A 20,560-nucleotide genomic window follows, 5' to 3' on the forward strand; every position below is an offset into this window, starting at 1 on the left:
TGGGCCTTCCTGATCACGGTCGATCCTGTTCCCGGTGTGTTTCCGGGGCGGTATCGGCGTGTTTCACCGACGGTTCGTGTCGGTGTGATCTGGAACACTACGAGTCAAGCGTTGCAGCAGGGTTGCAGTGCAGGTCGAGGAGGAGGCGACCGGCTCAGCGAGCTGAGTCTCCAGAAGGGTGGGAATCATGCAGTGGTGCAGCGATGCGACGTATCGCGAGGACCTCTACCGACGGCGGTACGACCCTCACGTGCGGCCCGTGAACGAGCTGGTCGACCGGCTGCGGGAGGAGCGGGACGGGGCGTTCGTTCCGTACGTCGCACCGACGTACGGCGGAGTCAACGCCCGCCTCTTGGCGCTCCTGCAGGACCCCGGACCGAAAACTCGCGCCGACAGCCACGACGGCTCGGGCATGCTCTGCATCGAGAACGCCGACCCCACCGCTGAGCGCTACAAGACGCTGCTCGCCGAGGCGGGCATCGACGTGAGCGACATCCAGGCGTGGAACAGCTTCCCATGGCAGCCCACGACGACCGTCCGGCGCGGTCACCGCACGCTGGCCCCGACCGAGGAGGACGTACGCCACGCGACCGACGCGCTCGCGCGACTCGTGGCACTCCTTCCACGGCTGCGCGTCGTGCTCCTCCACGGAGTACAGGCGAAGGCGGCGTGGCCGCGGCTCCAGCAGGCGTACCCCGAACTCGCAGCAGGCGTCCGCGTGATCGACTCCTGGCACCCGCTCGCCGCCAATCCCGCGTACAAATCACCGGCGCAGGTCGAGAAGTACGCCCGCGAGATCGAGGAGTCGTTCACGGCGGCCGCCCGCCATCTACGCGATCCACGGCAGATGTTCTACAACAGCACGATCACTCCAGCGTCCAGTGGCGCCGCTGCGGACGAGCCGCCCGACATGAACGACCAGCCCGGCCGCACACGGTGGCGGATCGTCAGCCGCAAGCTCGGCGACCTCAAAGATCGCTACGTCGCGCGAACCACGAATGAGCCCGCCCCTACCGTGCGGCAGCAGTCGGACGAGACGCCGGACATCGATTCCGCATCGTCAGACCGGCAGGCCACCCCCTCGGCCGCAGGCGAAGGGGCCGCCGCGGACCGGACGACAGCCGGCACGACGACCGCGGACCATCGAACAGCATCCGCTGACGCCCCCACGAACACTCCGAACGAAGCCGCCTTCGACCGGGAGATCGAGCAGTACCGCATCGCCGAGGAAGCGCTCCTCGCGCGGCGACGCGACCTGCGGAGCCGAATGGACGAGTGCCGGGACAGCCGCGAACGCCTCGAGGACTACCAACAACTGAGTGACGACGACCGCGCTATCGCAACGCGGCTCGCCGACCTGGAACGCGCGAAGGGGACTTACCTGAGGCAACGCGATCGGGCGGCCGACTGGGCGAGGCGGAACGGCGTCTCGACCGACAGCAGGGCATTCCGAGGATCGATCGTGACGATCGAGTACCCCGACGGCGAACAGGACACCTTCGTCCTCACCGAACGGGATACCGACACCGAGTACGAGACGGTCTCGCACGAATCCCGGTTCGGGCAGAGCCTGAAGCTGGTGCAGGTCGGCGACGCAGTCGACCTGGTGAACGGCCAGCAGGCACGAATCACCGCGATTCAACCGGGCTTTCGGATATCGGCGCCTACTCGCTGAACGCCACGGACACGACGGCAGGCGCGACCCACCGGAGGAGGTAGGCGCGCAGGTCGTCGGGCGTGCGAGGCGGGTCGCCCGGGGAGATGAAGAAGGACTGCATGATGCGCAGCTGGAACTCGACCAGCTCGCGCAGCCGGGCCTCGTCGTAACCGTGAGCGGGCCAGTCCACGTCGAACCGGCGGATCATCGTCATGCCGAAGGCCATCGCCTGGCCGGACGCGATGGCCTCGGTGTGCGAGTGCTCCCCCGCGAGCATCAGGCGCAGGTGCGGGGCCCGCGGCACCTGATCGAGGGTGAAGACGATGCTCTCGACCACCGCCTCCGCGGGGTCACCGATGCCGTGCACGTGCTCCGCGAGCCGGTCGAGGAAGGCGCCAACCGACTGGACGGCAGCCGCCTGCAGCAGCGCATCGACCGTCGGGAAGTAGCGGTAGACGGTCTGCCGGATCACGCCGAGCGCATCGGCGACCTCCGCGATGGACGTGGTGCCGCGCTCACCGATGATCTCCACCGCGGCGGCAACGATGCGTGCGGACGCCTCCTCGTCGCCGGCCGGCGGCGAACCACCCCATCCCCTGCGTGCCATCGCCCCAGGCTACAGCTTCGCGCGTTCTCACCATACAGAACCTGTTCTATGTGTATGGTGAGCCCATGACGGACCTGCACCCCCGCAAGATGGACTTCCACTTCGACGAGGCTCCCGTGCCCTTCCTGTGGAACCCCGACAACCCCGCCTTCTCGTCGATGATGAACGCGGTCAGCTTCCTCGCGGTCGGCTTCGAGAAGATGATCGTCAAGCTGATCCTGCAGGTGCGCAAGGAGTTCCCCAACGAGGAGGTCGCCGCGGAGGCGACCGCGTTCATGCAGCAGGAGGGGCATCACTCGACCGCGCACCGTCGACACGTCCAGGCGCTGATCGATCGGTACCCGGGCCTGGAGAACACCCTCGACGCGGTGATCGGCGAGTTCGACCTCCTCACCGAGGCCACGTCCACGGACTACCGGCTGGCCTACACGGCCGACCTGGAGGCCACGTTCACGCCGGTCTTCAAGCTCATGCTCGACAACGAGGAGGCGCTGTTCCGGCCCGGCGACGACCGGGTGGCGTCGATGTTCCTGTGGCACTTCGTCGAGGAGGTCGAGCACCGGAGCTCCGCGCTGATCATCTACAACGCGCTGGTCGGCAGTGAGGTCTACCGGATGCGAATGGCACCGTCGATCTTCGCGCACGTGCTCAAGGTGATCCGGATCGCATGCGCCGGCTTCAACCAGCACGTGCCGCTCAAGGACCGCAAGGTCGACGCCCTCTCGATGTTCGGGCGCTACCGACTCAAGCAGAAGGTGCTCGTCGCGGTGGCGCCGCACCTGACGAAGGGCGCCATGCCGCGCGCCTTCGACGTGCTCCCCAAGGCGGAGCAGGCCGTCGCGATGAAGGGCATCATCCGCAGCCAGATGCCCCTGCACGACCCCGCGCACGAGAACCTGCCCGTCCTCGCCGGCGAGTGGCTGCGCCGGTACGACGAGGGCGTCGACTGCACCCGGTGGTACACCTCGGACGCGGCGATCGGGGCCTGACCGATGGACATGTGCACCCCCACCTTCGACGCACTCGCTCGTCGCATGGGCTTCACCTGCGACGACACGGGCGGCCTCGTCTCCTTCCGCAGCCCGTTCCACCTCGAGAACTGGACGCTGCCCGTCCTCGAAGTGACGATCGTCGTCGGCTCGGTCCTCATGCTGGTGCACGCCGTCCGCCGCTGGCGCCAGGGCGACGCGACGAACCTGGCGGTCTGGTTCGGCGCGACCGCCTACCTGTTCATCATCGAGCCGCCGCTGTACTTCCCCGGCGCGTTCGGCATCGAGGGCCACGTGGACACGATGTTCGCGCACAACCTCTTCACCGTCGACTTCCTCTGGGGCCGGCTCCCGCTGTACATCGTGGCGATCTACCCCCTGATGGCCACGATGTCGTTCGAGATCGTCCGCATGCTCGGCGTCTTCCGGCGGTGCGGGATCATCCTGGGCGCGTGCACCGTCGGGCTGGTGCACGGCGCGTTCTACGAGATCTTCGATCACATCGGGCCGCAACTGCGGTGGTGGGAGTGGGCGCCCGACAACCCGATCAACCTGCCCTTCTTCGCGTCCGTTCCGATGGGCTCGGTCGTGGTCTTCGCCGCGCTCTGGCCGATGTCGCTGGCGCTGTGCGTGCAATACATGGTCGGTCGGCACGTCGACGCCGGCGCCCGGTTCACCGGACCGCAGCTGGTGTGGCGCACGGTCGTCATCGGCCTCGCGGCATCGGTGGGCACGTTCGTCCTGCCCCTGCCCGCAACGGTCATCGGCCTCGCCGGTGACACGGTGCGCGGCACCGTGTACGCCCTGGAGCTGGCCGTGATGGCGGGGGCGGCCCTGTACGCGGTCCGACGGTCCCTGTCCCCCGGCGCACCGTCGGGCCCGGTGCACCGCAACCCCCTGGTCCAGGCGTACGCGAGCCTGTACCTCGTGGTCTTCGCGGGCCTGTGGATCGCGGCGCTCCCCGACTACTTCGGCGCGAAGGACGGCGTCAGCGCGGCCGGGGATCCGATCGGGAACCTGCCCTTCACGCTGCTCTGTTTCGCGATCGGGGCCGGGGCGGTCGCCCTGACCTTCCGCGTCCGCTATCGGGAACCGGTTGCATCCGAGCCGATCGGGAGCACCATGGAGGTGTGAGCACGCTCGCGGACTCATGGATCAGCGCCGGCCAGGGGTGGCGCCAGATCGAGCAACTCGTCCTCGCGTTCGCCCTGTCCACCGTGGTCGGGCTCGAGCGCGAGTTCCGCGGCAAGAGCGCCGGCCTGCGCACCCAGGCCATCGTCGGGACCACGTCCGCGCTGATCCTGCTGGTCAGCAAGTACGGCTTCGGCAATGTCCTGGCCCCGGGCACCGTCGTCCTCGACCCGTCCCGCGTCGCGGCGCAGATCGTCTCGGGGATCGGCTTCCTCGGCGCGGGGCTCATCATCACGCGGCGGGGCGCGATCCGCGGGCTCACCACCGCCGCGGCGGTATGGGAGACCGCCGCGATCGGTATGGCCGCAGGGGCGGGGCTCGAGATCCTGGCCGTCGCGGTGACCGTCCTGCACTTCGTAGCGGTCCTCGGGTTCACGCCCCTCGGGAGGATGGTCGCGGCGCGAGGGACCGCCGAGCGCGGATTCACCCTCACCTACCGCGACGGGGCCGGCGTCCTGCGGGAGGTCCTCGGCGCCTGTTCGCGGCGGGGCTGGACTGTGGCGTCGCTCACGGTGGTCGACGGGCCCGTCGACGACGACGGTGACGGCCACGAGGTCACCGTCGCGTTGTCCCTGGTGGGACGGGGTGTGACCGAGGCCGGCGCTGCCCTGGGCGGCGTCGACGGGGTGCTGCGCATCGACCGCGGGGCCGACGACGACTGAAGGTGAACCGAACGGTTCGTGACGATCCCACAAGAGACGGCTGTGAAGTTCTCACCTGAGAACAGCCGGAAGGACGTTTCGATCCTGTTTCATGGAAGGCATGGCAGACATCCGGAGTTTCAGCACGCTCGGCGGACAGTTCCCCAACGTCGTCGTCACCGCGATCGAGATGACCACCTCGATCGGCACCGACACCGAGTCCACGTGGGCGGGCCTTCTGGCCGGCAAGAGCGGCATTCGCGAGCTCAAGGGCGATTTCATCGGCGTCGACATCGCCGACCTCCCGGTCCGCTTCGGCGGCCAGCTGCTCGAGGACCCCACCTCCGAGGTCCCCGAGCGCCCCGACCGCAAGTACGCGGGCGACATCAGCAAGCAGCACGTGTCCAAGCGCCGCATGTCCTACGTGGAGCAGGCCGCACACGTGATCACCAAGCGCCTCTGGGACAACGCGGGCCGCCCCGACGTCGACCACAACCGCCTCGCCGCGGTCGTCGGCACCGGTCTCGGCGGCGGCGAGTCGATGGTCGAGGCCGTCGACGCACTGCGCGATCACGGCGTCCGCAAGGTCTCGCCGTTCACCGTGCAGATGGCCATGCCCAACGGCGCCTGCGCCGTCTCGGCCCTGGAGATCGGCGCCCGCGCCGGCGCCATCGCCCCCGTCTCGGCCTGCTCGACCGGCAATGAGGCCATCGCCCACGCCTGGCGCCAGATCGTCATGGGCGACGCCGACATCGCCGTCTGTGGCGGCATTGAGGGCAAGATCGACAGCCCCGTCATCGCCCCGTTCGCCATGATGCGCGCCCTCTCGACCCGCAACGACGATCCGCTGGCCGCCTCGCGCCCGTTCGACAAGGACCGCGACGGCTTCGTCTTCGGCGAGGCCCAGACGCTGATGATCATCGAGACCGAGGAGCACGCCCTCGCCCGCGGCGCGAAGCCCATCGCCCGCCTGCTCGGCGCCGGCATCACCTCGGACGGCTACCACATGGTCTCCCCCGACGTGGAGGGCGGCGGCGCCGCTCGTGCCATGAAGCGCGCCATGGAGACCGCCGGCCTCAAGCGCGAGGACATCGACTACATCAACGCGCACGCCACCGCGACGCCGATCGGCGACCTCGCCGAGGCCAAGGCCATCAACGCGGTCGTCGGCACCGACGCGGCGATCTACGCCCCCAAGGGCGCGCTGGGCCACTCGATCGGTGCCGTCGGCGCCCTCGAGGCCGCCCTGACGGTGCTGTCGCTGCGCGACGGCGTCATCCCGCCGACCCTGAACCTGGAGAACCAGGATCCGGAGATCGAGCTCGACGTGGTGCACGGCGAGGCGCGCAAGGGTGACTTCAAGTACGCCCTGAACAACTCGTTCGGCTTCGGCGGCCACGACGTGGCGCTCGCCTTCGGCAAGTACTGATTCACAGCGCTTCTGACGACGCCGCCCGCCCTGACTCTCAGGGCGGGCGGCGTCGTTCGTTCCCAGCACGGACGTACACGCGGCGCGGACACACCCCAGCGGTTCCTACCCGTCTCCGACCTGACTCGGTCTCGTCCGGCCCAACTCGCCGTGCAGGTGCTCCAGTAGGCCCTGAAGCGACTCGGCGAGGTCGCTCATACCGTCCGGCGACAATCCTGCGAGGAGGGCCTGTTCGCGGGTGAGAACCTCCGTCACGAGTCGGTCCACCTCGCGGTGGCCGGCTTCGGTGAGTTCCACGTCGACCGTGCGGCTTCCGGGTCTGTTCGCGCGACGCACGAGACCCGCACGTTCGGCGCGCTCGACCCTCTGCGAGATCGCGCCCGCCGTCACCATCGCCGCCTGCCCGAGCTCCCGAGTGGTCAGCCGATACGGCTGCCCGGACCGGCGAAGGGTCGACAACAGATCCAGCGTCGCGGTGTCCGCCCCCTGCTCCCGCAGCAGGCGCGTCCGTTCGTCGCCGAGCATCTTGGCGGCCTGCCAGATTCGCGTGATGACACCGATCGACTGAACCGGAAGGTCCGGGCGTTCGCGCTGCCACGCGAGGGCGATCGCGTCGACCGGATCGGACTCGCTCAATTCTCTTGCCACCGCGCACCACTCCGTCTATGTTTAGGTCTAAACGTAATCTAGCGCAGGAGGATCTGGATGTCCACCATCGCAATCGTCACGGGCGGCGGAACCGGTATCGGCCGGGCGATCGCCGAGCGCCTCGCCGCCGACGGCATGGAGGTCGTCATCACCGGCCGCCGTGCCGACGTCGTGTCCGCCGCGGCAGCCGAGATCGGTGACACCGTCCGAGCCGCGCCTCTCGACGGCACCGATCCCGAGGCGATCCAGGCCTTCGTCGACCAGGAGATCACCGAGACGACCGTCCTGGTCAACAACGCGGGCGGCAACACCGATTTCGACCACCCCGAACCGGGCGATCTCCCGGCGCTCGCGGCAGCGTGGCGGCGCAACCTCGAGAGCAATCTCATCAGCGCGGTCCTGATGACCGAGGCGGTGCTCCCGACCATGACGGGTGGCGGCGCGATCATCTCCATCGGCTCGATCGCCGCCGACAAGGGAGCAGAGTCGTACGGGGCCGCCAAGGCGGGGCTCGCGTCGTGGAACATCGGACTCGCTCGCCGCGTCGGGGCGCGCGGAATCACCGCCAATGTGGTCTCCCCCGGGTACATCGCCCGCACCGAGTTCTTCCGGGACGCCCTCACCGACGCCCGCCGCGCCTCCTTGATCGACGCAGCGATGACCAAGCGCGCCGGCGTTCCGGCGGACATCGCGAACACGGTCGCATTTCTCGCACACCCGGACTCGCGCCAGATCACCGCGCAGACCTTCGCGGTCAACGGGGGCGAGTACCCCTCCCGGTGAGTCCCCCGGTGAGACGCGTGGTACTCGCTCACCCGGCCGGCTTCGGCGACTTCGCCTACCGTTGAAGTTATGGCCGGTAACAAACGGAAGCCCACAGCACCGTCGACCGAGCAGGCCAAGGGCGCCGCTCCTGCGTCTACGGAGGCACTACGCAGCTTCGTCCGCGCACGCGCCGCCGATTACCTCGCCGACCCGAACGTGACGTCAGTGGGGATCGGCTACAAGGTCGTCGACGGCAAGCCGACCGACACCGTCGCGGTGCAGTTCACGGTACGCCGGAAGGTCGCGCCCGAGGCGCTCGAGAGCCTGGGTACCTCGTTGCTGCCGGAGTCCGTCGAGGTCGACGGTGTCGCGGTGCCCACGGATGTGCTCGAGCGCAGCTACGAGGCCTCGTACCGGATCGTCGCCGAACCCGAGGCGGCGCCGGCCGAGGCCAAGGCCCGCCTGGACCCGATCAGGCCGGGCATCAGCGTCGGCAACGTGAAGGTCTCCGCCGGCACTATCGGCGCGATCGTCTACGACCGTACTGACGGCACCCCGCTCATCCTGTCGAACTGGCACGTCCTCAACGGCCCCGACGGGAAGATCGGCGACACCGTCGTCCAGCCGGGCGCCTACGACGACGACCGGGTCGACGACAATCGCCTCGGGGTGCTGTGCCGCTCGCATCTCGGCGTCGCCGGCGACTGCGCCGTGGCCACCATCGTGGACCGCGGCTACACCCCCGAACCGCTCGGGCTGACCGTCGCGCCCACCGAGCTCGGCGAGCCCGAGCTGGGTGACAAAGTGATCAAGAGCGGCCGCACCACGGGCGTGACGCACGGCCTCGTGCGCCGCGTCGACGTCGTCGTGAAGATCGACTACGGCGGCAGCGTCGGCGAACAGCAGATCGGTGGCTTCGAGATCGGGCCCGATCCCCGGAATCCCGCCCCCGACAACCAGATCAGTGAAGGCGGCGACTCCGGAGCCGTGTGGCTGTTCAAAGCCGCCAACGGCCGCCCCACAGGAGTCTTCGCCGGCCTGCACTTCGGCGGGGAAGCCGCCGGCAGCCCCGACGACCACGCACTCGCGTGCCTCGGCAAGTCCGTGTTCACCAAGCTCGGCATCACCCTCACACCGCCCGACGGTGCCCCCGCGGCGCAGGCCGCGGGTGGGGCTCGGATCGGCGCCGGGTACGACCCCGACTTCCTCGGTGCTGCGGTGCCGGTGCCCGGGGTGGATGCGAGCGTGGCCGACGACGCGGTGGAGGTCGACGGCAGCCCGATCATCGACTACACGCATTTCTCGCTGACGCAGAGCCGGTCGCGCCGCCTTACCCGCTGGGTCGCCTGGAACATCGACGGCAACACCCTCAAGAACATCCAGCGGAGCGGATCGAAGTTCGTCCTCGACCCCCGCCTCCCCGCGGACACTCAGGTCGGCAACGAGCTTTACTCCGGCAACCGCATCGACCGCGGACACGTCGCGCGCCGCGCCGATCTCACCTGGGGCAGCACCGCCGAAGCCGAGCAGGCGAACACCGACTCCTTCTACTACACCAACATCTCCCCTCAGGTCGAGGACTTCAACCAGAGTGCCCGCCAAGGCATCTGGGGACTCATCGAGAACGCCGTCCTGGCCGACGCCGAGGCGGAGAACCTGAAGGTCAGCGTCTTCGGCGGGCCTGTCTTCGGCGACGACGACCGCACCTACCGGGGCGTCGCACTCCCCCGCGAGTTCTTCAAGGTGGTCGCCTTCGTCAGCGAGGGGAAGCTCGTCGCCCGCGGATTCCTCCTCACCCAGAACCTCGACCGGCTCGAAGCGCTCGATCTCGACGAGTTCCGCGCCTACCAGGTGAGCCTCACGACCATCGAGGAGCGGACTGAACTGCGCTTTGCGGACGAGCTCCGCGGCGGTGACACCTACAACGCGCCCGAGAGTCTCGCCGACCACCGGCCGCTCCAGAGCGTCGGCGACATCGCCTGGTGACCGGCAGTACGCCTCGAGTAATACGTCGATCACGACGTGCCGCCCGTGGACGCGGCATCACACCGCTGCGGCCATAGCGGCACGAGCCTCCTCGACCGATACCGCACCAGCGAGAACGTCGACGGTCAGCCCGTCGGCCAGAGCCAGCGCCGTCATCGCAATGCGATCCGCCTCGGCCCGAGGAGTCCGCGGAGCTCCGGCCTCCTCGACAAGATCCGCTATCGCTGACCGTAATCGCGACCACAGGTCGCGGTACACCTCCCCGATCTCCGGATCCGTGAGCGCTCGCGCCGAGAACGCGACCCAGACTCGCGCGGTGTCGTCGTCAATCCCGCTGGGCAGCAGCAGATCAAGGAGCGCGACGAGACGTTCGCGTGCACCGTCGATCTCCGCCGCCCCGCGATAGCGCTCGGCGGCCCGGGCGGCGACGGTGCGCAACGCAGCCCGCAGCATCGCCGCTTTCGTCGGAAAATGATGCTGCACCGCGCCGATCGACACGCCGGCCCGGGTCGCAACGGTCCGCACACTCAGTCCGTCGAGCCCCGACTCGGAGATCTGGGCGATGACATGCTCAGTGAGGGCGTCAGCGGCGGCGGGCATGGACACGATCGTAGAACTGCTTGGCCTGCATAGCGGCTCCTATCACCATCTGCGCCGGCTCGCGCCGGCCGTCCGCTGCGGAACGCCCGCTCACGACGGCGAGACAGAGGAGGAGCACCCCGAGCCCCAGCAGCGCGAATTGCGCCGTCTCGACCAGCAGGCCCACGATCTCCGACAGACCCTCGTGATCCCCGCCGAAGCGCACATGAACAAAGGTCAGCGCGAATCCGACGATCACCAGCGGAATACCGGCGGCGAGCCAAACGACCGGCGTCCGATCTCCGCCCCGTCCCGAGAAAGCGCCGACGACCAGGAGAACCACACTGAGCAGCAGGAGCCCCACTCGGAGTAGCGCCCACGAGCGCATGTTGCCCAGCAGAGCATCCCCGGAGTCCATGCCACCACCTAGAAGGGACAGCCTCGGCCCCAAGAACCCGACGGCCGACGCGACCAACGCGGCGACTGCGCCGACGACGCCCCAGGCAACACCGGTGGCGGCACGACGCCGATACACGCACATGACGACGATGCCCGCGACGGGAGCGAGCATGCCGACGACCTCCAGAATGCGGAACACCGAACCTCCTCGAAATCAATACGATCGTATGGTTCATACTCTCCCATACGATCGTATTGGTCAAGACTCGGGGCGTATCGCACCGATCCGGACGCTCGCCAGCCCCGCTTGTTCCTCAGTCGCGGTGATCCGTTCTCCGCTGCGGTTCACGTCGCCGAATTGAGGCGCGCCGCCTGCACGAAAAGGTGATTCCGTTCGGGCACGTTGGTCGCGAGCTCCGCAGCCTCGGCGTACAACTGCGCCGCCCGGGTGGTGTCGCCAGCGCGTTCATGCAGGTATGCCGACACGGCGACGTAGCGGGGAAGTGCGGGATCGAGCGGGGCCAGCGCCGCGAGCCCCGATCGGGCGCCGTCAGCCTCGCCGACCGCGACGGCCCGGTTCAGTCGGACGACGGGGCTCTCCGTCAGTCGTGCGAGCTCGTCGTACCACTCCACGATCTGCACCCAGTCGGTCTCCTCGGCGGTCAGGGCGTCGGCGTGCAGGGCCGCGATCGCAGCCTGAGCCTGATACTCGCCCAACCGATCCCGCTGCAACGCGGCCTGGAGGATATCGACCGCTTCGGAGATCGTTTGCGTGTCCCAGAGCGAGCGGTCCTGCTCGGAGAGGGGAACGAGCGCACCGTCGGGCGTGGTCCGGGCTGCGCGACGGGAATGGTGCAACAGCATGAGCGCCAACAGGCCCGCGACCTCGGGGTGATCGATCAGCCCGGCGAGACCGCGGGTGAGCCGGATCGCCTCGGCCGCGAGATCAACGTCGCCGGAGTAGCCCTCGTTGAACACCAGGTACAGCACGCGGAGCACGGTTGCCACGTCCCCGGGCCGGCCCACCCCGTCGGTCGCGACGGTGCGTTTGGCTCGGCTGATCCGCTGCGCCATGGTCGATTCCGGGACCAGGTATGCCTGCGCGATCTGCCGGGTGGTCAGTCCGCCGACGGCCCGGAGGGTGAGCGCGACCGCCGACGTCGGCGTGAGCGCGGGGTGCGCGCACAGGAAGTAGAGCTGCAGCGTGTCGTCGGAGGCCGCGACCGGCCCGGCGAGCGGCTCCTGCGCCATCGCCTCCTCGCGCCGCCGCCGGGTGGACTCCGACCGGACGGCGTCGAGGAAACGTCGCCACGCCACGGCGACGAGCCAGCCCTTCGGATCCCGGGGCGACTCGTCCGGCCATGTGCGCAGCGCAGCGATCAACGCCTCCTGAACGGCGTCCTCGGCCGCCGCGAAGTCTGCTCCGCGACGGACGAGGACGCCGATGACCTCCGGAATGAGGCGGCGCAGAAGGGATTCGTCCACGTCGTGTCAGTCGTGGATCAGGTCGGCGGTAGTCATGAACGGCCGCAGCTCCAGCCACTCGTGGATCGGCGTGCCGCCCTTGCCGGGCGCTGCGGACAGCTCGCCGGCCAGTTCGACCGCGCGGTCGTACGAGTCCACGTCGATCACCATCCAGCCCGCGATGAGGTCCTTCGTCTCGGCGAACGGACCGTCGGTCACAGGCGGTCGCCCCTCGCCGCCGTACTGGACCCAGGTGCCCGACGGTGCCAGGGCCTGCGCGTCCACGAACTCACCGGACTCGCGCAGGCGATCCGCGAAGTCCTCCATGTACTGCACGTGCGCCGCGATCTCCTCGGGCGTCCAGTGATCCATCGTCACGAAGTTCTCGGGGGCCGGAGCGCCGCGGTAGTGCTTGAGCAGCAGGTACTTGGCCATGGTGTTTCCTCTCGTCCGGTACGGCCATTGTGTCCGTACTCGAACCTGGGACGCAGGCGACCGTGACTTCTCGACATGTCCGCGGAAAATTCTTCCGCAGATCGTGTCGACCTTCAGTCGACGACCAGCTGCAGCGCCACACCCAGGGCGTGGTGCGGGCAGGCGGGGACACCGGGACCGACACGGGACTGACCGACACGAAGTCGGCTCTCGCAGAAGTTGCTTGGCAAGCCGCCTACCTGCGACGATGTGGTGCCCCCGGTGAGACTCGAACTCACACTGGACGGGTTTTGAATCCGTTGCCTCTGCCAATTGGGCTACGGGGGCGTCCGGCGGACCGTCGGAAACGGCCAGCCGAGTCAGCTTACCGGGCGGGGTCGGTGGCCCCGGACTCGGCGTCCACCGACGCGAGGAAGTCATCGATCACGGGCCAGGTCTCGCGGACGGCGTCGGGGCCGGCGACGAGGCCGAGGTGGCTGGACTCGACGGTCGCGAACTCCACCCGCGGGGAACCGGTGAACAAGTCGACGCCGTGCCGCGCGGTCTCCCACGCGCACAGGGCGTCCCGGTGCGAGCCGAACAGCTGGATGGGCACGTCGATGGAGTGCAGATCGATCGTCCGCTCCCCCAGGTGCACCTCACCGGCGGCGAGCTCGCCACGGAAGATCAGGCGCTCCCACAGCTGCGTCGCCAGCTTGCCGGGGTAGCCGGGGAAGGTGCGCTGGAAACGGTCGATGACCTCCATGCGCGCGAGTTTCTCGGGCTCGCCGAGGTTCTCCAGCACGAACTTGGGCTTCTTCAGCTCCCGGTCCCACGACGTGGCGCGGTAGGCCACCTGCACGATCGGGGCGGGAATGCCGCCGAGCAGCGCGATCAGGGCGCCGGGGCCGAGGCCGCGCACCGGCTTCATCACAGAGGTCACGAGCGGGTACGGCGGCTGCGCGGCGTACTTGAGCGGCGTGGCGATGGAGACGATCGAGCGGATCCCCTCCGTCGAGGCCCCGGCGGCAAGGAAGGACAGCGTGCCGCCCAGGCTCCAGCCGAACAGGTCGACGCCGGCACCGTCGGGCACCTCCCCGCCCCAGAAGTCATCGAGGGCCCGCGTGATGGCCTGCGGGATGATGTCGAGAGCGAAGTCCTCGAAGCCGAGTCCGCGGTCGGCGTAGTTCATCTCGCCGAAGTCCACGACGTACGGGACGCGGCCGGTGGCGGCGAGGTGCGCGACGACCGAGGTCTCCGGCGAGAGGTCGTAGCAGGTGGCGGGAGCGGCGATCGGCGGCACCAGCAGCACCGGCGCGGCGCCGGGCACCGCGGCCGCATCCCGATCGGAATCCGAGGCGAACCGGCGCAGGGTCCGGTGCGCACCGTCGGCCACGACGACGTGCGGGGTGCGCTCGACGGGGCGGATGCCGTCCCCCAGGGTCAGCGCGTACAGGTTGCCGGCGCGCTCGCGCAATTGAGTCAGGCTCAATACGTTCATGCGCCTACGGTACCGCGCGCGACGGGTCCGATTTCCGCCGCCCGGTAACGTACCCCCTGATGAAGGACACCGAGCCCACCCCGCACCGCGTGCTCGTCGCCGAGGACGAGGCGATCATCCGCATGGACCTCACCGAGATGCTGCGGGAGGAGGGCTACGACGTGGTCGGCGAGGCCGAGAACGGCCAGGTGGCGCTCGAGAAGGCCCGGGAACTCCAGCCGGACCTGGTGATCATGGACGTCAAGATGCCCGTGGTCAACGGGCTCGACGCCGCGCAGGACATCGCCCGCGAGCGGATCGCGCCCGTCGTGATGCTGACCGCCTTCGGCCAGCGCGAGTTCGTCGAGAAGGCCCGCGAGGCCGGCGCGATGGCGTACCTGGTCAAGCCCTTCACCAAGGCCGATCTGGTGCCCGCGATCGAGATCGCCATCAGCCGCTTCTCCGAGCTCAAGGCGCTCGAGAAGGAGGTGACGACGCTCGCCGGCCAGTTGGAGACCCGCAAGCTCGTCGACCGGGCGAAGAGCGTCCTCATGCAGGCCCACGGCGTCTCCGAACCCGAGGCCTTCCGCTGGATCCAGCGGACCGCCATGGACCGCCGCACCGACATGCGCACCGTGGCGCACCTGGTGATCGACACTCTGGGACCGGAGCAGGCGCGGGGTTAAGCACCGATCCGCCCGGCCACCGCCGGCAGGGCGGACGACAGGGCTGCGGTCGCCGACTGCCAGGTGTGTCCGTCTCCGACGGAGGTGATCGTGCAGGCGATCCCCACCGTCCTCATGCGTGAGCACAGCGTCTGCGAGCTCCCCTTCTCGGTCGGGTCCGCGGCGTACTGCCGCCCGGCTCCGCCTCCCCCGCCGTGCGGGTTCGGCCGCCATGCTCCGGTAGTGGGACCGCCGTGTCCACCACGTCCCGGTCGCTGCCCGTCGGCGTCGACGAAGACTCCCCCGACCCCGGCGTACGGCCCGTGCCGGGCCATCACCGTCTGCGGGTCGTAGTCGTCCCAGCGCGCCGCAGCGCCGCCGAACAGGCGCGCGATCGTCTGCGCCTTGGTGCCGGTGTTGGGTCCGAGGTCGCCCCCGATGTCGCCGAAGGCACTGAACAGATCCGGACGGGTCACGACGAGGTCCATCGCGCACGTACCACCCATGGACCAGCCGATAGCACCCCAGTGGCTCGCGTCGGCCGCCGCGCCGAAGGTCGAGACGACGTACGGCCGCACGTCCTTGATCAGATGGGCCGCCGCCGCACCCCGCGGACCGTCGACGCACTCCGTGTCGTTGTTGAAGCTGCCTCCCGAGTCCACGAAGACCAGGATCGGTGCGTGCCCTCCGTGCTGGGCGGCGTACCGGTCGGCCGTCTGCGTCGCCGATCCGAGCCGGATCCAATCCGCCGGGGTGTTGAACTCGCCCCCGATCATCTCGACGGCGGGCAGGACGGGAGGTGTGGGCCCGGCGAACCACGCCGGCGGCAGGTAGACGTACTCGGTGCGGTGCGCGAAGCCGCTCGCATCGTCCGGGACGTCCACCGGCACGACGCGGCCCCGACTCTGCGTCGTGTTCCGCAGTCCGGGGAGATCACTCTGCGCGATCTGGTTCGGGAGGGGGCCGGCCATCCATGCCGACCAGGCGACCTGCACCGTCGGGTAGTAGCCGACCCATTGGTCGACCACGAGGAGCGCCGCCACGAGCAGGAGCGGGACCGCGACGATCGAGACCACCCGCCCTCGCCACCGTCCCGATCGGAACCGGACGACACCGGCGACCAGCGTCGCCGCGGCCAGCCCAAGCCACACCCACAACATGCGAGGGGCGGGCTCCCCAGCGACGCCCTGCGCGTTCACCTCGGCGTCGGCGGCCCACGCCGCCACCGCCCCGACGAGGAGGGAGAGGGGCAGTCCGATCCGGAGCCAGCGGCCACGGCCGAGGAGCACCAGTGCCGCGGCCAACGCCGCGAGGGCGAAGACGGTCAGAGGCAGCCAGCCGGTGAGCAGCGACGTTCCGCCGCGATGCGTCATCACATCTGCAGTGTCCGGCCCGAAACCGGGAGAACGCTGGGAACAGCCCGGCAGCCCGCTGTACGGGTGCCCGACCGCCACCGGCGGTCACCGTCCGACGACGGTGACCGACGAGAGGGTCAGACCGCGCGGACCGACCGGGAAGGCGGCAACTGCTGGCCCCGGTAGTACCCGGTGCGCGGCATGTTCTGGAAGGCGGGTGCGTCGCCCGTGGCCTTGTCGTTCTGACGGTCGATGACCTTCTTGACGGCCTGCGGCGACGTTCCCGTGTAGCGCGCGATGTGCACGATCGGGATCCGCGCGGCGTACGCGGCGAGGATCGTCTTGCGGTACTGCTCCTCCGCGTTCGCCTTCAGATGCGACCAGTGCGAGATCGGGCTGAGGAAGTCGCGGACCTCTTGAGGCGTGGGCTCGGGGACCTTCGGCATCTCTACTCCGTGAGTTCTAGCCCGGGGCGGGTACCCAGGCGGCTGATAGGGGCGTTCGACCGTACATCGACCGTGCGCCGTGGTTTGTTACACGCCGGTTGGATTAGTTTGCCAGGGGTGGTACAACGGGCATCGATGTATCCCTCAGCTGTGGCGACCCAGTCGCCGGACGCGCTCCACACCTGGGTCTTCACACCCGTGGTGACGAGCCTCATGGTCGTCGCATCCATTCTCTACGTCGTGGGCGCGGCCCGTGCGCGACGCGCCGGAGTCGCCTGGCCGATCACCCGGATCCTGTCGTGGTTCATCGCCATGGCGCTCCTGGTGTTCTCCGTCAACAGCGTGATGGCCGAACTCGCCAAGCACCTGTTCTGGGCACACATGCTGGTGCACCTCGTACTCATCACCGTGGTGCCGATGTTCCTGGTGCTCGCGGAGCCGATCCGGCTGCTCGCGACGGCCACGGGCGAGGCCGGCGACCGGCGCGTGCGGGCCTTCCTCGGCAATCGCGTGGTGCGACTGATCACGAGCCCCGTCGTCGGGCTGCCGCTGTACGCCTTCGCGCTGATCAGCACGCACCTGACCGGCTTCCAGGACCTCGCCCTGGACAATCCGTGGCTCAAGCAGCTCGAGTACACCGGCTACTTCCTGATCGGCTGGATCTTCATGCTGCCGCTGATCGGCAACGAGCTGTGCGGCCCCACCAAGCTCTCGCACCCGCTGCGATTCGCCTCGTTCCTCCTCGCCATGGGGCCGGACACGCTGGTCGGCGTGACGCTGATGATGACCACCACCGAGTTGGCACCCGGCTACGCGGCCTCGCGGCTGGGCTGGGGTCCCACGGGCCTCGAGGATCAAGCGGCTGCGGGCGCGATCATGTGGTTCGGCGGCGACGGCCTCATGATGATCCTGCTGCTCGTGGTCGCGTTCCAGTGGATCACCGCAGAGGCCACCGGCAAGCGCGGCGGGGGCATGGGCACCTGGCTCGATTCCGCACGCCGCGGCACGCTGATGGGTGAGAACGGCGAGAACGTGGACGTGGACGACGACGAGGCCGCCCTCGCCGCGTACAACGCGCGCCTGCGGGAGATGAACCGCGGGCGCTGATCAGCGGAGCGAGTAGACCTCCACGCCCGGGAAGGTTTCGAACCGTACCGCGATCGCGGCCACCAGCACCGCAGCGATGACTCCGGCGCAGGCCCAGCCCACCGCCTCGACCTGCCGGCGCGTGCGCTTCTCCCGCGGCAGCAGCTCCGGGGCGTAGACGATGCCGGCCGTCACGAGCGCGCCGGCGACGAAGCCGCCGAGGTGCCCCAGCCACGAGATGCCCGACAGTGCGAACGACGCGACCACGTTCACGCCGATGAGCACCAGCAGCGACGTCGGGTCCAGCTTCATCCGCAGGAAGAGCACGAGCTCCGCCCCGATGAGGCCGAAGATCGCGCCCGACGCGCCCACGGTGATCGTGTTCTCCAGGCCGAACCACAACACGGCGGCGCTGCCGCCGAGCAGTGACAGGGCGTAGAGCACCGCGAAGCGGGCACGGCCGAGCGCCTGCTCGATGTTCCGCCCGAAGACGTACAGCGTGAACATGTTGACCAGCAGGTGGATGGGACCGAAGTGTAGGAACCCGGAGGTCACCGCGGTCCACCACCAGCCGTTCGCGGTGGCCGGCTCCGAGAGCGCGAGCCGGGCCACCTCCACCGAGGACATGTTGCGGTCGATGCTGCCCGAGGCCTTCGCGCTGAAGGCGAAGGCGATCACGTTCACCGCGATCAGCGAGTACGTCAGGACGGGCTGCCAGTCCCGCCGGACCGGCGTTCCGAGCACGGTCACGGGCGGCTAGCCCGCGAGGGACACCATGAGGGTGCCCGAGGTCGAGGACAGTTCCTCGCCGGAGACCGGCGTCCCGGGGACGTCCCCGATGGTCACCTCGTAGTTCCGGTTCGGGTTCGCGTGCAAGGAGGACAGCGTGAACGGCAGGAGGCAGCGGCCGGAGCGCAGGACGCCCTCGCCGAGGGTCGTACCGAAGCTGTCGCCGGCGCCGCGGAAGGTGATCCGGGCGCCCTTCTTGACGCCGACGGCATCGCCCGAACCGGCGCACGTCGAGGACGTCGCCCGGTACTCGGTGGGCGTCAGCACGACGACGCCCTCGCGGTCGAAGGCCGTGTTCGCGACGCCGAACGAGACGGAGAAGATCCCGACCCCGGCCATGACGACGAGCAGCACGGCCGTCAGCACGACGACCCAGGTGCGGGAACCGGGCCCGTGGCGTCGCCACGGCTGCTGCGGACCCGGCGGCAGCGCCGCGGGCAGCTCGGCGCGCCACTCGCGGCCCGGCGTGCCCTGCGGCACGTTCGGGATCGGTCGCTGCTGCGTGTCCTGGGTGGTCACTTGGCCCCCTTCGGCGGGAAGTACTTGAGCACACCCTCCTGGGTGGTGCTTGCTACCAGAATGCCTTCTGTATCGAAGAATTGCCCGTTCGACATACCGCGCCCGCCGTCGGCCACCGTCGAATGCGAGGAGTACAGGTTGTACTGATCGAACCGGACGCGCCGGTGGAACCACAGCGACTGGTTCAGCGTCACCGCCATGATCCGGTCGAATCCCCAGGACAGCCCGTGGCGGGTGATGATCGAGTCGAGGATCGTGGTGTCGGAGGCGTAGGCGAGCGCCGCGTCGTGGATCACCTGGTCGTCGGGCAGCGGTCCTGCGGTCCGGATCCAGACGTTGTTGTCCTCCTGGATCAGGCCCTTGCGCTTGGCGATCCACGCGGGATCGTTGGTGAACCGCATGTCCATCGGCTGCGGGGCCTCGACGAACATCGTGACCACGTCCTCGTAGCCCTCGAGCGTGTCCTGGATGCTGCGCAGCCCCTCGGGCCCCGGCACCTGCGGCGCGGCGTCGCCGTGCACCAGCGGGTTGCGGCCGTCGGTCTGGTAGGCCAGCTGCATCAGCGCCAGCACCGTGCCGCCCTGCTCGACCGAGACCAGACGGTTCGCGACGTTGCGCGTGTCCCGCAGGCGGCGCACCACGAAATCCAGGTCGGCGTTCACCTCGCCGCCGTTGATGAAGTGCGTGTGCGCGGCGTGCAGGAACAGCGAATCCCGCGCACCGGGGACCGTGCGGCCCGACGCGACGATCGCCTGCGAGAGGATCTGGCCGCCGAACGTGCGGGCGGCGACCTTGGCGGGGTGACGACCGAGGAACCGGTCCTCCCCCGCCTCCGCCAGATCCAGAGTGCCGAGGAACTCGTCGAAGTCGGTGAGTGTCTCCGTCATGACGAGAAGCCTACTGGGGCGGTTCCTAGTGGTCGTCCTCGCCGATCCGGTGCACCTGGATCAGGTTGGTCGAGCCGATGGTCCCGGGAGGCGCACCGGCCACGATGACCACCTGATCACCCTTCGAGTACCGCCCGATGCCCTCCAACGAGTGATCGACCTGCTTGATCATCGCGTCGGTGCTATCGGCACCGTCGACCAAGAAGGTCTCCGTACCCCACGACAGCGCCAGCTGGCTGCGCACCTCCGGCAACGGCGTGAAAGCCAACAACGGCAACCTGGTGTGCAGGCGAGCCAGCCGACGCACCGTATCGCCCGACTGCGTAAACGCCACCAGCGCCTTGGCATTGAGCCGCTCCCCGATATCCCGCGCCGCATAGGAGATGATCCCCCGCTTCGTCCGCGGAACATGATTGAGCGGCGGCACCGACGGCCCACCCTCCTCCACAGCGTGCACGATCTTCGCCATCGTCCGCACCGTCTCGATCGGATACTTACCCACCGAGACCTCACCCGAGAGCATCACCGCATCCGCACCGTCGAGCACCGCGTTCGCAACATCCG

Annotated in this window: 22 protein-coding genes and 1 tRNA gene; 9 read left to right on the forward strand and 14 right to left on the reverse strand. The window is 69.1% G+C overall.

The window, feature by feature from the left end:
- Positions 1 to 187 precede the first annotated feature (187 nt).
- Complete coding sequence (locus FK268_RS20960; protein ID WP_146437393.1) at positions 188 to 1,675, forward strand: uracil-DNA glycosylase; 1,488 nt, start codon at positions 188 to 190, stop codon at positions 1,673 to 1,675.
- On the opposite strand, the gene FK268_RS20965 is transcribed toward FK268_RS20960, so the two are convergent.
- Positions 1,665 to 2,264 carry a TetR/AcrR family transcriptional regulator gene (locus FK268_RS20965; protein WP_146437394.1) on the reverse strand — a complete coding sequence of 200 codons (600 nt, stop codon included), beginning with the start codon at positions 2,262 to 2,264 and terminating at the stop codon, positions 1,665 to 1,667. The two genes, FK268_RS20960 and FK268_RS20965, sit on opposite strands and share 11 nt — an antisense overlap.
- Positions 2,265 to 2,329: 65 nt before the next feature.
- Between FK268_RS20965 and FK268_RS20970 the strand changes: the two genes are divergently transcribed.
- From FK268_RS20970 to FK268_RS20985, 4 genes are all read left to right on the forward strand, one after another.
- On the forward strand, positions 2,330 to 3,253 hold the full coding sequence (locus FK268_RS20970; RefSeq protein WP_146437395.1) for a metal-dependent hydrolase: 924 nt from the start codon (positions 2,330 to 2,332) through the stop codon (positions 3,251 to 3,253).
- 3 nt (positions 3,254 to 3,256) lie between these two features.
- Positions 3,257 to 4,387 (forward strand): DUF7802 domain-containing protein, encoded by a 1,131-nt coding sequence (locus FK268_RS20975; RefSeq protein WP_146437396.1) that lies wholly within the window; start codon positions 3,257 to 3,259, stop codon positions 4,385 to 4,387.
- The gene (locus FK268_RS20980) at positions 4,384 to 5,106 is read left to right on the forward strand and encodes an MgtC/SapB family protein (protein ID WP_146437397.1); all 723 of its coding nucleotides are present in this window, start codon (positions 4,384 to 4,386) and stop codon (positions 5,104 to 5,106) included. The genes FK268_RS20975 and FK268_RS20980 overlap by 4 nt, the downstream gene beginning before the upstream one ends.
- A gap of 100 nt (positions 5,107 to 5,206) precedes the next feature.
- Positions 5,207 to 6,514 (forward strand): KasA/KasB family beta-ketoacyl-ACP synthase, encoded by a 1,308-nt coding sequence (locus tag FK268_RS20985; RefSeq protein WP_146437398.1) that lies wholly within the window; start codon positions 5,207 to 5,209, stop codon positions 6,512 to 6,514.
- Positions 6,515 to 6,619: 105 nt separating this feature from the next.
- Here FK268_RS20985 and FK268_RS20990 read toward each other — a convergent pair whose 3' ends face one another.
- Complete coding sequence (locus tag FK268_RS20990) at positions 6,620 to 7,162, reverse strand: MarR family winged helix-turn-helix transcriptional regulator (protein WP_231707197.1); 543 nt, start codon at positions 7,160 to 7,162, stop codon at positions 6,620 to 6,622.
- 57 nt (positions 7,163 to 7,219) lie between these two features.
- Between FK268_RS20990 and FK268_RS20995 the strand changes: the two genes are divergently transcribed.
- Both FK268_RS20995 and FK268_RS21000 read left to right on the forward strand, forming a co-directional pair.
- A complete protein-coding gene (locus FK268_RS20995; RefSeq protein WP_146437399.1) occupies positions 7,220 to 7,945 on the forward strand; it encodes an SDR family NAD(P)-dependent oxidoreductase in 726 nt (241 codons plus the stop codon).
- 69 nt (positions 7,946 to 8,014) lie between these two features.
- The gene (locus FK268_RS21000) at positions 8,015 to 9,913 is read left to right on the forward strand and encodes a DNA/RNA non-specific endonuclease (protein ID WP_146437400.1); all 1,899 of its coding nucleotides are present in this window, start codon (positions 8,015 to 8,017) and stop codon (positions 9,911 to 9,913) included.
- A gap of 57 nt (positions 9,914 to 9,970) precedes the next feature.
- Here FK268_RS21000 and FK268_RS21005 read toward each other — a convergent pair whose 3' ends face one another.
- From FK268_RS21005 to FK268_RS21030, 6 genes are all read right to left on the reverse strand, one after another.
- Entirely contained in the window at positions 9,971 to 10,513 is a 543-nt protein-coding gene (locus tag FK268_RS21005) for a TetR/AcrR family transcriptional regulator (protein WP_146437401.1), read from the reverse strand.
- The gene (locus FK268_RS21010) at positions 10,497 to 11,090 is read right to left on the reverse strand and encodes a hypothetical protein (protein WP_146437402.1); all 594 of its coding nucleotides are present in this window, start codon (positions 11,088 to 11,090) and stop codon (positions 10,497 to 10,499) included. The genes FK268_RS21005 and FK268_RS21010 overlap by 17 nt, the downstream gene beginning before the upstream one ends.
- A 146-nt stretch (positions 11,091 to 11,236) precedes the next feature.
- Positions 11,237 to 12,376: an RNA polymerase sigma factor gene (locus FK268_RS21015; RefSeq protein WP_146437403.1), complete on the reverse strand. Its 1,140-nt coding sequence runs from the start codon at positions 12,374 to 12,376 to the stop codon at positions 11,237 to 11,239.
- A 6-nt stretch (positions 12,377 to 12,382) separates the two neighbouring features.
- On the reverse strand, positions 12,383 to 12,790 hold the full coding sequence (locus FK268_RS21020) for a YciI family protein (RefSeq protein ID WP_146437404.1): 408 nt from the start codon (positions 12,788 to 12,790) through the stop codon (positions 12,383 to 12,385).
- Positions 12,791 to 13,040: 250 nt separating this feature from the next.
- Positions 13,041 to 13,117 (reverse strand) — tRNA-Leu (locus FK268_RS21025).
- A gap of 37 nt (positions 13,118 to 13,154) precedes the next feature.
- Positions 13,155 to 14,270, reverse strand: coding sequence for an alpha/beta hydrolase (locus tag FK268_RS21030; RefSeq protein ID WP_146437405.1), 1,116 nt, complete (start codon positions 14,268 to 14,270; stop codon positions 13,155 to 13,157).
- 59 nt (positions 14,271 to 14,329) lie between these two features.
- On the opposite strand from FK268_RS21030, the gene FK268_RS21035 reads away from it, so the two are divergent.
- Entirely contained in the window at positions 14,330 to 14,935 is a 606-nt protein-coding gene (locus FK268_RS21035) for an ANTAR domain-containing response regulator (protein WP_146437406.1), read from the forward strand.
- Here FK268_RS21035 and FK268_RS21040 read toward each other — a convergent pair.
- Together FK268_RS21040 and FK268_RS21045 are read right to left on the reverse strand one after the other, a co-directional pair.
- Positions 14,932 to 16,287, reverse strand: a complete 1,356-nt coding sequence (locus FK268_RS21040) for an alpha/beta hydrolase (RefSeq protein ID WP_146437422.1) — start codon at positions 16,285 to 16,287, stop codon at positions 14,932 to 14,934. The genes FK268_RS21035 and FK268_RS21040 overlap by 4 nt on opposite strands.
- A 119-nt stretch (positions 16,288 to 16,406) precedes the next feature.
- Positions 16,407 to 16,715, reverse strand: coding sequence for a helix-turn-helix domain-containing protein (locus tag FK268_RS21045; protein WP_068533852.1), 309 nt, complete (start codon positions 16,713 to 16,715; stop codon positions 16,407 to 16,409).
- Positions 16,716 to 16,850: 135 nt separating this feature from the next.
- Between FK268_RS21045 and FK268_RS21050 the strand changes: the two genes are divergently transcribed.
- On the forward strand, positions 16,851 to 17,822 hold the full coding sequence (locus FK268_RS21050) for a cytochrome c oxidase assembly protein (RefSeq protein WP_158636182.1): 972 nt from the start codon (positions 16,851 to 16,853) through the stop codon (positions 17,820 to 17,822).
- Here FK268_RS21050 and FK268_RS21055 read toward each other — a convergent pair whose 3' ends face one another.
- From FK268_RS21055 to FK268_RS21070, 4 genes are all read right to left on the reverse strand, one after another.
- Positions 17,823 to 18,551 (reverse strand): rhomboid family intramembrane serine protease, encoded by a 729-nt coding sequence (locus FK268_RS21055; protein ID WP_146437408.1) that lies wholly within the window; start codon positions 18,549 to 18,551, stop codon positions 17,823 to 17,825.
- Between the two features lie 6 nt (positions 18,552 to 18,557).
- The gene (locus tag FK268_RS21060) at positions 18,558 to 19,109 is read right to left on the reverse strand and encodes a hypothetical protein (RefSeq protein ID WP_146437409.1); all 552 of its coding nucleotides are present in this window, start codon (positions 19,107 to 19,109) and stop codon (positions 18,558 to 18,560) included.
- Complete coding sequence (locus tag FK268_RS21065) at positions 19,106 to 19,996, reverse strand: acyl-CoA thioesterase (protein WP_146437410.1); 891 nt, start codon at positions 19,994 to 19,996, stop codon at positions 19,106 to 19,108. The genes FK268_RS21060 and FK268_RS21065 overlap by 4 nt, the downstream gene beginning before the upstream one ends.
- Positions 19,997 to 20,021: 25 nt before the next feature.
- Positions 20,022 to 20,560, reverse strand: a 539-nt coding sequence (locus FK268_RS21070) for a pyruvate kinase (RefSeq protein ID WP_231707198.1), incomplete at its 5' end; no start/stop codon positions are given.

The organism is Tsukamurella sputi (assembly GCF_007858445.1).
Taxonomy (GTDB): Bacteria; Actinomycetota; Actinomycetes; order Mycobacteriales; family Mycobacteriaceae; genus Tsukamurella; species Tsukamurella sputi.